At 60.4% G+C, this 12,001-nt stretch carries 10 protein-coding genes; all 10 read right to left on the reverse strand.

The features are described from left to right. Positions 1 to 36: 36 nt before the first annotated feature. Complete coding sequence (locus tag MPN23_RS00995) at positions 37 to 2,526, reverse strand: methyl-accepting chemotaxis protein (RefSeq protein WP_243545606.1); 2,490 nt, start codon at positions 2,524 to 2,526, stop codon at positions 37 to 39. A 181-nt stretch (positions 2,527 to 2,707) separates the two neighbouring features. Continuing rightward, positions 2,708 to 3,157: a siroheme decarboxylase subunit alpha gene (ahbA, locus tag MPN23_RS01000; protein WP_243545607.1), complete on the reverse strand. Its 450-nt coding sequence runs from the start codon at positions 3,155 to 3,157 to the stop codon at positions 2,708 to 2,710. A 4-nt stretch (positions 3,158 to 3,161) separates the two neighbouring features. Then, positions 3,162 to 4,319 carry a heme b synthase gene (ahbD, locus tag MPN23_RS01005; protein ID WP_243545608.1) on the reverse strand — a complete coding sequence of 386 codons (1,158 nt, stop codon included), beginning with the start codon at positions 4,317 to 4,319 and terminating at the stop codon, positions 3,162 to 3,164. Positions 4,320 to 4,321: 2 nt separating this feature from the next. Further along, on the reverse strand, positions 4,322 to 5,305 hold the full coding sequence (gene hemB / locus MPN23_RS01010) for a porphobilinogen synthase (RefSeq protein WP_243545609.1): 984 nt from the start codon (positions 5,303 to 5,305) through the stop codon (positions 4,322 to 4,324). Between the two features lie 163 nt (positions 5,306 to 5,468). After that, entirely contained in the window at positions 5,469 to 6,662 is a 1,194-nt protein-coding gene (gene ahbC, locus MPN23_RS01015) for a 12,18-didecarboxysiroheme deacetylase (RefSeq protein ID WP_243545610.1), read from the reverse strand. Between the two features lie 143 nt (positions 6,663 to 6,805). Then, complete coding sequence (locus MPN23_RS01020) at positions 6,806 to 7,978, reverse strand: OmpA family protein (protein ID WP_243545611.1); 1,173 nt, start codon at positions 7,976 to 7,978, stop codon at positions 6,806 to 6,808. Positions 7,979 to 8,086: 108 nt separating this feature from the next. Further along, the gene (locus tag MPN23_RS01025) at positions 8,087 to 8,422 is read right to left on the reverse strand and encodes a hypothetical protein (RefSeq protein ID WP_243545612.1); all 336 of its coding nucleotides are present in this window, start codon (positions 8,420 to 8,422) and stop codon (positions 8,087 to 8,089) included. A gap of 13 nt (positions 8,423 to 8,435) precedes the next feature. Further along, complete coding sequence (locus MPN23_RS01030) at positions 8,436 to 9,530, reverse strand: YIP1 family protein (protein WP_243545613.1); 1,095 nt, start codon at positions 9,528 to 9,530, stop codon at positions 8,436 to 8,438. 143 nt (positions 9,531 to 9,673) lie between these two features. Further along, on the reverse strand, positions 9,674 to 10,882 hold the full coding sequence (locus tag MPN23_RS01035; RefSeq protein ID WP_243545614.1) for a glycosyltransferase family protein: 1,209 nt from the start codon (positions 10,880 to 10,882) through the stop codon (positions 9,674 to 9,676). Next, complete coding sequence (locus MPN23_RS01040) at positions 10,879 to 11,952, reverse strand: glycosyltransferase family 4 protein (protein WP_243545615.1); 1,074 nt, start codon at positions 11,950 to 11,952, stop codon at positions 10,879 to 10,881. Before MPN23_RS01040 ends, MPN23_RS01035 begins: the two co-directional genes overlap by 4 nt. Between the last annotated feature and the right edge of the window lie 49 nt (positions 11,953 to 12,001).

Raw genomic sequence — 12,001 nt, forward strand, 5'->3', positions numbered from 1 at the left:
TTGTAGTGATTTTTTCCGGGATGGGCAAGTCGGGGATCACGCCTTGAGATCGTCCACCAGACTTTTGACCTCCATGGCGAGCCTCGCAAGTTCCGCCACTGCGGACGCGGACTGGCTCATGGCCTCGTCCATTTCGGTTGCCAGTTCGTCCACGGATTCCACGGTGCTGGAAACCTGTTCGCTGGTGGCGGACTGTTCCTCGGCCGCCGTGGCAATGCTGTGCACCTGATCATCCGTGGATTCCACGATCAGGACTATGGACGCGAGCGCTTCCCCGGCCTTGTCCGCAAGGTGCGTCGTGTCATTCACGGCTCTGGACGCGTTGCGCATGGCTTCGCTGTTCTTTGCGGCCCCGGCCTGGATGGACCGAATGGCCTTGTCCACTTCGTCTGTGGCATTCATGGTCTTTTCCGCGAGCTTGCGCACTTCGTCCGCCACCACGGCAAAGCCTCTGCCAGCGTCTCCGGCCCGTGCCGCCTCGATGGCCGCGTTCAGGGCAAGAAGGTTGGTCTGGTCCGCGATGTCGCTGATCACGCGCATGACCTCGCCGATGCCTTTCACCGTGCCTTCGAGTTCCTGCATGCTCTGATTCATCTCCTCGGCCCGGGTGTGCACGGTCTGGATGGAATCCACCACCTGCTGCACCACGGAGCCGCCTACCGAGGCATGCTCGCGGGCATCGGACGTGTTTTCCGCGGCGTCGGATGCATTGCGCGCGATCTCCAGCACGGTGGCGTTCATCTGGCTCATGGCCGTGGCTGCTTCCGCGCTCATGCCTTTCTGCTGGCCGGAACCGGTCTTGACCTGTTCCATCTGGGCCGCGAGTTCGTCGGCTGCCGCGGACAGGCTGGCCACGATCTGTTCGGCCTGCTGCGCAGAGGTGTGCATGCGCTGCTGGGCGCGTTTGATGCCGGTCTGGTCCATGAAAATCTTGATTGCGCCTGCGATGTTTCCGCGTTCGTCGCGTACGGGCAGGGCCAGAAAGTCCATTTCGAAATCCCGTCCTCCGGCAATGGTCAGGGACGAGGCCCGTGTCGGCTCTCCGGTTTCCATGGCGATGCGGCAGGGGCATTCGTCGCTGTTGCACCCGGAAGCGCTGAAGTGTTCGAAGCAGGCCGTGCCCTGAAAATCCTCGTTTGCATCTGCCACGTCCCGGGCCGCCTGGTTCATGTAGAGCAGGGACATTTCCCTGTCTATCGTGATCACGGGCAGGGGCAGGCTGTCGAATATGGAGACCATGGAATCGGCGAGCCGGTTGGCATTGGTCATGAGGTCGGCATAGGCGCCTTCGTATTTGCCATGGTCGGCGCGGGCTTGCAGGTCACCGCTTTCGACCCTGGAGGCAATGTCCTCGAAGTCGCCGAGCACGTCGCGCAGGGTGACGGGAATGGCGCTCAGGGAGCGGCAAATCTGGCCGATTTCGTCCTTGCGCCGTGTTTCGAGGGTGGCTTCGAGATCGCCCTTGGCAACCGAGTCCGCAAAACGGCTCACCCTGCGCAGGGCGCGGGACAGGCGCAGGGCGAAAATCAGGGATACGATCAGAGTCAGTCCGGCGGCAACCACTGCGGTTACGGTCATGGCGGTCAGGGATTCGGTGCGGGCTCTCGCGGCATTGTCAACCGCGGCCTGCTTGGCCGGAACAATGTTTTCCTTGATGAGCTGATCCACCACCGTGGTTACGGCAACGGTATTGTGCTGCAGGATTTCCCGTGTCTCGGCTTCCTTGTCTGCGCAATTGCGCAGCACCTTTGCCAGCACCTTGATCTGGGCCAGACTGCCGTAGGCATAGCCCGCAGTGTCGGCAAGCTCCTGATTCCGCTTGGCAAGCTCTTCCCATTCGTACAGTCCGCTTTCGATCTGGGAAAGTTGCATTCCGGTTTCCCTGAGCAGGAACTTGTCCGAGGTCAGGCCGAATTCATGCATGGCCATGATCAGTTTCTGGAGCGGCAGCATGACCTTTTCGCCAAGAACGACATGCATGGCGTTCCATTCGCTGACGGCCTTGGCGTTGCCCCGGGATTCCGCGGCCTGGCGTTCCGGCACGATGACCATGGTCACGGCCTGACGCAGCTCGGAGTTCAGGAGCGCGGCCACGGTATCCGCATCCTTGAGCGCCTTGCTCTTGGTCTGCTGCACGGTGCGATACTTGCTCATGGCCACGGCAATGGCGTTGATCCGGGCGGAAATCGGACCCGAGGCGGCAAGGAGCTTGTCTTCGCCCCTGGTCTTGTCGACCCAGTCATCCAGACCGCCGCGCGTGTCCTTCATGGCCTGATCGTATGCCTCGTAGTTTTCCCTGGTTGGGGTCTTCATGTAGGCACCGATGCGCGTGGTGGCCTGAAGCAGGTGATTCACCACCCCCTGCCGCATGGTCGCGTCAATGGTGGTCCAGTGAGCGAAGTCGTCGAGGCTTGCGCTGAGAACCGAGATGCCCCGGTAACCTGCAACGATGATCAGTACGGCGGCTACCAGCGTCAGGAGAGCCAGGCAGATCTGTTTGGACAACATGCTGGCGAATTTGGACATGCATTCCTCCCCTCGTGAAGAACGTGTGATAGTAAAACAGACGAATGCGCATGTACCATATTTATGGTTGAATGTCAGGCTGTTAAGGATAAAAGGATATTGTTTTGCGGATATAGAAAAGAAAAACGGCCGCGCAGGAAGGCGCGGCCGTTGCATTTGATCGTCGAAAGCGGGGGATCCGTTATTTGTCCATCTTGAAGTCGACCTTGATCTTGAACATTCTGCTTGCCGGGAGGTTCAGCACCTTTATTCCGGTTTCATTCGTGATCTCGGCCAGAATCGCTTCCACGGCGTCCATGTCCGGGGCGATGAGCGCGAACCAGACATTGAACTCGTTTTCCCGCAGATAATTGTGCGTGACCCCGTCATGGCGATTCACTTCGGCCACGAATTCGTCCAGTTTGTCCTCGGGAACCGAGGCCGCACACAAGGTGGACTGCCAGCCCAGCTTCTTGGACTGGAAGTTCGCGCCCATGCGGCGGATCAGGCCGGATTCCTTGAGGGCGCGCACGCGATTCAGCACTTCCTCCTCGGACAGGCCCACCTGTTTGCCGACCTCGGCATAGGGGCGGGAGACCAGAGGAAAATGCGACTGGATGATGTCGAGAATCTGCTTGTCAAAGCTGTCCATCGGGCTAGCTCCGAGGCTTCTTCTTCGGCGTGTAGGAGCACAGGGGCTCTTCAGCCAGATAGTTGCCGTTCATGGTTTGGGCGCGGGCGCGGCATCCGCCGCAGACCCGTTCGTATTCGCAGTGTCCGCACTTGCCGACATAGACTTCGGGATTGCGCAGGTTCTGGAATTGTTCGGAGTTGCGCCAGATTTCCGGAAACGGGGTTTCGCGGACATTGCCGCAATCCAGTTCCAGATAGCCGCAGGGCTGGACCTGACCGCGATGGGAGATGAAACAGAAGCCCACGCCGCCCAGACAGCCTCGGCTGACCGCATCCAGTCCGAAGTTCTCGAAGTTCACGGGAATGCCTTCCTCCTTGGCCCGCTGCCGCAGGATGCGGTGATAGTGCGGGGCGCAGGTGGCCTTGAGCTGCATGTTCGTGGTCTTGCGGAAATCGTAGAACCAGTTGAGCACATCCTCGTATTCCTGGGCCGAGATGACTTCGGTTCCCAGTTCCACGGCCCGGCCCGTGGGCACAAGCAGGAAGATGTGCCACGCCGCGGCCCCGATGCGTTCGCAGAGCTGGAAGATGTCCTTGAACAGCGGCAGGTTGTGCTTGGTGACCGTGGTGTTGATCTGGAACTCGATGCCCGCGTCCTTGAGGTACTGGATGCCGCGCATGGACGCGTCGAATGCACCTTTTTCCCCGCGGAATTCGTCGTGCTGGGTTGCCTCGGGCGCGTCGATGGAGATGGAGCAGCGTTCAATGCCGGCTTCCTTCATCATCTGCGCGGTTTCCGGCGTGATCAGGGTGCCGTTGGGCGCCATGACGCAGCGGAGCCCCCTGGTCTTGGCATAGGCGACCAGCTCGTACACGTCGGCACGCATCATGGGCTCGCCGCCCGTGAAGATGATGATCGGGCTGCCAACGTCCGGAAAGGTGTCGATAAGCGCCTTGGCTTCCTCGGTGGAAAGCTCGCCTTCGTACGGTTCGGGATGTGCCTCGGCCCGGCAGTGCTTGCAGGCGAGGTTGCAGGAGCGCGTCACTTCCCACGCGATGAGGCGGCAGATCGGGCTGCCGTCCTCAAGGGTTTTCCGGGGGGGCGTCTCGGCTCCGGGATGGCCGCCGGGGTGTCCTTCGGGCGGGCAGCCGCCCGGATGTCCTTTGGGGTGTCCTTGCATGGCTATCTGCCCAGCGTCCTGAGGACGTCTTCGGTAAAGTAGGTGATGATCAAATCGCATCCGGCGCGCTTGAACGCCACGAGGGATTCCATGACCACGGCCTGTTCGTCCACCCAGCCGTTGGCTGCTGCGGCCTTGATCAGGCTGTATTCGCCGCTGACCTGATAGGCGGCCACCGGGCAGTCGAAGGAATCGCGCACCTGCCGGATCACGTCCAGATAGGGCATGCCGGGCTTGACCATGATGATGTCCGCGCCTTCCTCAAGGTCGGCGGCGGCTTCACGCATGGCTTCGCGGCCGTTGGCCGGGTCCATCTGGTACGCCTTGCGGTCGCCGAACTGCGGGGTGGACTCGGCCGCCTCGCGGAACGGGCCGTAGAATGCGGACGCGTATTTCACGGCGTAGCTCATGATCGGGGTGTTGACGAACCCTTCCTCGTCCAGCATGGCGCGGATTGCGGCAACGCGTCCGTCCATCATGTCCGAGGGGGCCACCATGTCCGCGCCTGCGCGTACCTGAGCCAGAGCGGCACGGGCCAGCAGGTTCAGGGTGGGGTCGTTCATGACCTCGCCGTTCTTGATCAGGCCGCAATGGCCGTGCGAGGTGTATTCGCAGAGACAGGTGTCCGCGATGACGACCAGTTCGGGCCACTTGTCCTTGATCATGCGGATCGCCTTCTGGACGATGCCGTCATCGGCGTAGGCCTGAGAGCCTGTCTCGTCCTTTTCCGCAGGAATGCCGAACAGGATCAGGGACTTGAGGTCGAGGTCCACGGCCTGAGCCACCTGCTTCTCCAGTTGCTTCAGGGAAAGCTGGTACTGGCCGGGCATGGACGTGATCGGTTTCCGGAAATCCTCGTCGTCGGTCTCGACCACGAAGTAGGGCATGATCAGGTCCTGAGGCCGGATCTCGTTTTCGCGGACAAGTTCGCGGAGGGTCGCGCCGGAGCGCAGGCGGCGACCGCGGTGGAATTCAAAGGGAATCATGGGGGCTCCTTGGAGATTGCTGGAAAAGGGTGATCTGCCGCGTCATGAAAAAAATCCATCCCGACGCGAATTGTTCATGCGCGTCGGCCATGGATTCTTTTCTATAACGCCGTGCGTCTCGCCATTTCGGGCAACCTGAATTCGTATTTTTTCAGCGGGCCGCCTACAGGGGCTCGCCGGAGATTTCCTCGTCAGTGAGATAGCAGGCCGGGTCCGGAGCCCAGAAATCATCATAGTAGGCTTCGGCACGGGCACGGAAGTTGCCGCCGCAGATGTTCAGGAAGCGACATTTGGCGCAACGGCCGGTGACGTGCGGCCGCTTGTCCTTGAGCTTGTTCAGCAGTTCGATGTTCTTGTCGGTCCAGATTTCGGAGAACGGGCGTTCCAGCACGTTGCCGAAGGTGTGGTGGCGCATGAACTGGTCGGCGTGCACCTTGCCGTCCCAGGAGATGCAGCCGATGCCGCGACCCGAGGAATTGCCCTCGTTCATCTTGAGCAGTTCCAGCACTTCGGCGGCGCGTTTGGGGTCTTCCTTGAGCATGCGGAAGTAGACGTAGGGTCCGTCCGCGTGGTTGTCCACGGTCAGGACTTCCTTGGGCTTGCCCATGTCATGCAGAGCGCGGGTGCGATCCATGATCAGGTCCACGACCTTGCGGGTCTCCTCGTGGCCCAGATCCTCCTTGATGAGTTCGGAGCCGCGGCCGGAGTAGACCAGATGGTAGAAACAGATGCGGGGAATGTCGCGCTGCTCGATGAGGTCGAACAGATGCGGAATTTCCTGAGCGTTGCGCTTGTTGATGGTGAAGCGCAGGCCGACCTTGAGGCCTTCGGCCTGACAGTTCTCCACGCCCTGAAGCGCCTTCTTGTAGGAGCCCTTCACCCCGCGGAACTGGTCGTGCACCTCTTCGGCGCCGTCAAGGGAAATGCCCACGTAGGAAAGGCCCACTTCCTTGAGTTCCTTGGCTTTCTTCTTGGTGATCAGGGTGCCGTTGGTGGAGATGACCGCACGCATTCCCTTGGAAGTGGCGTGCTTGGCCAGTTCGACCAGGTCTTCGCGCACCAGGGGTTCGCCGCCGGAAAACAGCATGACCGGAGCGCCGAACGCGGCCAGGTCATTGATCATTTCCTTGGCCTTTTCCGTGGAGATCGGGTCCTTGTGACCGCTGGGGTCCACAGCCTGCGCGTAGCAGTGGACGCACTTGAGGTTGCACCGCTGGGTCATGTTCCAGACCACTACCGGCTTCTTGTCTTTGGAAAATTGCAGCAGATGGGAGGGGAGCTGCCCGGATTCGCGGCCGTAACGGAGCGCGTCCGAGGGTTCCACCGCGCCACAGTAAAGCTTGGAAATGCCTATCATGAATGAAACCTCGTTAAAGTATGTGAGGGCTTTGGGGTACCACACAATGAGGGTGGTGTAAAAGATGAAAAAAGGGGCAAGCTGCGCCCCTTTTTCTTCATTGCATTCTTTAGGAATTGTTCTCAAGTTGTCAAGATAATTCTCTACTGAGATAGTCGGATTTCAACCCTTCGGTTTTTCTGCCGTCCTTCTGTCGTCCCCTCGGTGGCAATGGGGCGGGAATCGCCGTAGCCTGCGGTTTCGATGAGCGAGGGGGCGATCTTGAACTTGTCTACAAGATACTGCTTCACTGCCCGGGCCCGGGATTGGGAGAGTCGCATGTTGTATTTGGCGTCGCCCACCGAGTCGGTGTGTCCGGCAATGATGATCTTTCTGCCCTTGAGTTCCGGGCTGGTCAGGGCCTGGCCAAGGCTGTCCAGCAGGGAATGGGATTCCGGCTTGATCACGCTTTTGTCGAAGTCGAAGCGGATGTCCAGATTCACGGCCGGTGTTTCCGGTCGGATAGTCTGTTCGGCTTCGGCCGTGATTTCCTCTCCCTGTGCCGGCAAGGGCGAGTCCGGAGCGGACTGGGCCGGAATTTCGACTCCTTCAGCCATCTGGTTCGCGGGTTGGGCAACTTGTGATGTTGCGCTCGGCGGCGTGCTCAGGGCCTGCACCATCTGGGTGCGGGTTTCGGCAAAGGGATGGGGCGTGTCCGGAGAGGGCAGCCAGCTTTTGAGCGGGACTGCCATGTCCTTGGCTATGGAGCGGATGATCTTGTTGAACGGGGCTGTGGGCAGCCGGTATTCGTGACGAAAGTAGATGTAATCGTCCGGCTGCTTTTCCTCGATGCGCCCGGATTGGGCCATGGACCAGAGAAGCATGCCGTTGCTGGCGCTGTAGATGTTGATCTGAATGGTGATGGCTGTGTCATCCACGGTATGGCCTGCATAGAAATAGGGAACCATGCCGAGGATCAGCAGGTCGGCGCCTCGGTCCCGGGCCTGACGCAGAGATGCCTGCAGGCCGCTGTAGCGCTGATTTTGTCCGGGTTCCATGATCGGAAAGAGTCGTTCCTCAAGCCATGCATGCTGGAATATGCTGCCAAAGGTCAGGCCCAGATGATCATAGTCCGGGGTTTCCTGTTGGACGACGAACGGCGGGAAATACGCGGTCAGGGGCCGGTACTGTTTTGCTCTGGGATGCAGCGTGACCTGCAGTGCGGATTTCCTGACGGGCGAGTCGTAATAGATTCTGGTCTGGTCGGTTATGGACGGGTCCACGTAGGCACAGGCTGTCAATAAAAGCAACATTCCGAAAATTATGGCTTTTTTCATGGTGTCACACCGGATTGCGGTTGCAGTGTTCGCAGGCGGCCGCCAAATCTTCGACGGACGCGGTTCTTCGGAATGGCAAAAGCAATATGCGTGCCGCAGACTGTGCGGTTATTGCAGGGTTTCGGTGGGGGAAGGAGCGGATTCGATGCTTTCGAGAAGTTGTTTCCGGGATTGGGTCAACCCCTGCTTGAGCAGGAGTTTTCGGCCCGTGGAGAGCTTGCGGAACTCGGGGGCGGCGGCCAACTGCTTCAGGCGTTCCATTTCCACGGTGATGCTCTTGATGCGGTGCTGAACGTCCATGCCCGGAGGGCATACCTGCGAGGCGAGGACGGCCAGGTCCCGAAGTTCCCTGGCCATCCTCTGAAAGTTCGCCGGGTCCAGTTCCTTTTCCAGCCTGCGTTTGGCCTTCCAGGACTGGACCATGTTCTTGAGCCGGTCGAGCATGGCTTTTCCGGGGTTACATCATGGTCAGGTTGCCGCCGCCGGACGCGAAAAACGCGGCCAGCCCGAGAACCAGAGGCAGAGCCGCGGCAATCGCGGCCTTGGCTATGGAGGTCCGGTGCAGTCTGGACCAGCCTATCACGGAAAGGGCGGAACCCCAAAGAAGCACGAGGACGCTCCAGGCAAGTTCGACTTCCGAGGTGGGCATGGGGAACAGGCCGAGGATCATGGGCGCGCTGGCATAGGCTTCCGCGCGGAACGTGGCTTCGAATCCGCTGTCCGCCGCCTTGAGTGTGCGGAGCAGGAGATGGTGCACTCCGGCGGAGACGAACACAGCCATGACCACGAACAGGGGATAGAAGAGCATCATGAGCAGGACAGCACCGCCCGCAAGGTCGCGGATGTCGCCGTCCGCAGCCGTCATGTCCCAGGAGGCGGTCAGGCCGCCCATGCCCCAGAAGAACTGGGCCACATTGTAGATCATGGCCACCAGAATGGCGAAGACCATGGGCCGGGCAAGGCCCTTGCCAAGGGGCATGACCTCGAAGAACAGGGCCGGACTCATCAGGATGCGCTTCAGGGTCTGGATGAATCCCGGGAAGAAACCGTAGTGCTCCATGTCCTCGAACGGCGGCAGCACCTTGGGTTCGCGAGGGCCGAAGCTGGAGTCCAGTTCGGGTTCGTATTCGTCGGCCATGGCGGCCCGGGGCTCCTGTTCGCCGCTGTCCGGGGGCGTCATGCCGCCCAGCTTGTCCCAGATTTCCTCGTGATGCGGTTCCGAGCCGTTGTCCAGATCGGGAAAGGCCGGAGTTTCGTTTTTCGGACTTTCCTGCTGTTTCGGCTTCTCGGGAATTGTTTCGGATTCCGGAGGCCGGACTGTTTCCGGTTCGATTTCCGGGGTGGTTTCCGGTGCGGTTTCCGGTTCGGAAGCCGCGGCCGTGGTCGGCGTTTCCGGTTCAACGGATTCCGTTTCCGCAAACTCCTCTTCAGGCAACTCGCGGAACTGGAATTTCACCTTGCACTTGGGGCAGGTGGCTATTTGTGCCCGGGCCGGAATCCTGGTTTCATCCACTTCCCGGGTGAATTGGCATTCAGGGCAGATAATACGCATTGCGTTTCCTTGGGTTCGATTGGTCCAGTGGAAAGCTCCTATCCATTTTGTACGTAAGAATCAAGCGGTGCGCAACGCGTCCCGCCTGTCTGGCCCGGTCGGGATGGAGCGGTTTCGACCGGGCGCGACGTGGTGAGGAAAGACTAGACCCCGGATGGATTTTCTTCAAGCAGGAGCAGTTGCAACGCCCCGGAAATAAAGGAGGCTTCTGCCAGACTGGCGCGCTTTAGCGAAGGATAGTCCGGGTTGAGCACGTGATGCACGGAATTTCCCCCAGCCTGATCAAAGCGACTGAGCTTGGCCGCGAGCTGTTCCGGGCTTTTGCGTATTCGGCTGTAGTGGAGAATGGGGGCGTCCACGGCAATGGCAGTGCGGCCTGTCACGTTGGTCAGCCGTTCATGCACCGGGCGTTCGAATCGGATGCCCGGGGCGTTGCGAAAGAGCCTGAGCTGGAGATCGGGCCAGAGACCGTATCCCACCTTGGTGCGGGTTTCATCCGGATACAGGGTCATGCGCGGGAAATAGCAGGCCTGAAGGCGTTTCACCAGAAGCAGGGCCGTGAGCAGGTCCCATGCGTCCGGGCTGAAACATTCGTCGCCGTCCAGATAGAGCACCCATTCCCCGGCGCATTCGTCCAGCATCCGGTTTCGCTGGGAAGCAAAGTCGTCCAGAGGATGAGCCAGATGTCGGATCGGCGCGGCGCAGGAAAATTCCCTGTCCGGAATCTGTTCCGCGTCCCAGATTACCACGATTTCCCTGACCCAGTCCGGGAACTGGGCAAAGTAGTCGTCGAGATTCGGTTCATCCGGGCTGAGGATTGCGCCTACGCTCAAATCCGGGGCCTGCACCGATACGTGGCTGAGCAGAGAGCTGTTCAGGGCAAGATGCGACCGGGCCGCGGAAAAGGCGCGCTGCATGGCCTGATATCGGGTGCGTTCAACCTGATCGGGTTCGGGGTTCAGGATCAGGACCGCGTTTTCCGTGGTGATGCCGCATTGGGCAAGCAGGAGCAGGTGCGCCCATGCCGAGGTGTCCGTCAGCACGGTGACCCGGGTGTCGAGGAGCATGGAGTCGTGCACTTCCCGAACCCGTTGCGGCAGCAGCTCGCAGACGATGATGGGCATTTCTTCGGGCAGGGTTTGGGCAAGGCGGTTGGCCAGACAGCCCGATCCCAGTCCGAAGAGCACCAGAGCCGAGGCCCCCCGTTTTTCCACGAGTCTGGCAGCTCGGGACGCATGGCGGTTCAGGGTTTCCTGATCCGGCGTATCCGACTCGGCAGTTTCGGATTGCTTGTTCTTCCAGTCGAAGGCGAGAACCTGGCGTGTGTATTCGTTGATCAGGTCGAGATTCATGCGTGTATTCCTTTGGCGGCGAGCAGTTCGCCGTAGATGGATTCCAGTTGGCGCGTCACGGTCTGGACGCGGTAGAGTCGCGATGCCTTTTCCTGTCCGTTGCGTCCCATGCGCCGGGCTTCTTCAGGGTGGGACAGCAGCCGGACAACAGCTTTGGCATACTCTTCGGCCGTGTTTGCCACAAGTCCGGTTTCGCCGTGGTCCACCAGTTCGAGCTGGGCATTGTCCCGCAGGCCCGGGCAGGGATGCGTGACAACGGGCAGGCCGCAGGCCATGGCCTCGGCAATGACGAGCCCGAAGGATTCCCCGGTGTCGTTGGCATGGGCCAGCACGGAAATCGAGTTCATGAAGTCCGCGATCTCCGCATCCGTGGAGATCGCGGGCAGAAAGGCGACATGGTTTTCCAGATTGTTTTCCGCCACGAAGCGCACGGCTTCGGGAATGCCTCCGATGATGCGGCATCGGAAGTCGGGCAGGTCGTGAGCCAGCAGGGGCAGGATATCCAGAGCCATCCGGGACCATTTGCCCGGATCTGCGCGGGAGATGCGTCCGATCACGGCGCGGGAAAAGTCCCGGTCCCTGCATGAGGCCGATGAAAGAAAATCCGTGTCGACCGGGTTGTACAGGAAGGAATATCTGTCCGGATTCTCCGGTATTCCCGTGGTTGCATGAAATCGGTTCAGGCAGAATCGGGAAACGAACAGGGTTCGGTCGATGACTGCCGCGTGCGGACTGGGATCGTGCCTGCCGAAGACGTTGGTCTCCACCACCACGGGCACCCCGGCCATGCGCAGGGGGCGAAGCAGGTTCGGCTCGGGCCAGCCCGCCCTGTGCACATGCACCACGTGCGGGCGAAACGTATCGAGTACGCCCAGCAGATCGTCGGTGACATGGGTGGGGATGCCTGCCTTTCGCAACTGCGGGCCGCGTTGTCCGTCCTGAAAGGCGAATGCAGCGACATGAAAGCGGCTCGGGTTCAGGTGCGTGGCAAAAAGCTGCATCACCTTTTCCGTGCCGCCCAGCCCCAGAGCATTGACGATATGCAGGACGCGGACGCGGGTTTCAGGCATGTCAGGAAGGTGCCACAGTCGGGAAATATTGTAAATGTGTTCCGGGGGA

The organism is Pseudodesulfovibrio tunisiensis, from assembly GCF_022809775.1.
In the GTDB taxonomy this organism is placed as follows: domain Bacteria; phylum Desulfobacterota; class Desulfovibrionia; order Desulfovibrionales; family Desulfovibrionaceae; genus Pseudodesulfovibrio; species Pseudodesulfovibrio tunisiensis.

Excerpts from the sequence above, each read along its gene's own strand:
- MPN23_RS00995 (WP_243545606.1), bottom strand. The coding sequence starts at position 2,526 with ATGTCCAAATTCGCCAGCATGTTGTCCAAACAGATCTGCCTGGCTCTC.
- ahbA (WP_243545607.1), bottom strand. The coding sequence starts at position 3,157 with ATGGACAGCTTTGACAAGCAGATTCTCGACATCATCCAGTCGCATTTT.
- ahbD (WP_243545608.1), bottom strand. The coding sequence starts at position 4,319 with ATGCAAGGACACCCCAAAGGACATCCGGGCGGCTGCCCGCCCGAAGGA.
- hemB (WP_243545609.1), bottom strand. The coding sequence starts at position 5,305 with ATGATTCCCTTTGAATTCCACCGCGGTCGCCGCCTGCGCTCCGGCGCG.
- ahbC (WP_243545610.1), bottom strand. The coding sequence starts at position 6,662 with ATGATAGGCATTTCCAAGCTTTACTGTGGCGCGGTGGAACCCTCGGAC.
- MPN23_RS01020 (WP_243545611.1), bottom strand. The coding sequence starts at position 7,978 with ATGAAAAAAGCCATAATTTTCGGAATGTTGCTTTTATTGACAGCCTGT.
- MPN23_RS01025 (WP_243545612.1), bottom strand. The coding sequence starts at position 8,422 with ATGCTCGACCGGCTCAAGAACATGGTCCAGTCCTGGAAGGCCAAACGC.
- MPN23_RS01030 (WP_243545613.1), bottom strand. The coding sequence starts at position 9,530 with ATGCGTATTATCTGCCCTGAATGCCAATTCACCCGGGAAGTGGATGAA.
- MPN23_RS01035 (WP_243545614.1), bottom strand. The coding sequence starts at position 10,882 with ATGAATCTCGACCTGATCAACGAATACACACGCCAGGTTCTCGCCTTC.
- MPN23_RS01040 (WP_243545615.1), bottom strand. The coding sequence starts at position 11,952 with ATGCCTGAAACCCGCGTCCGCGTCCTGCATATCGTCAATGCTCTGGGG.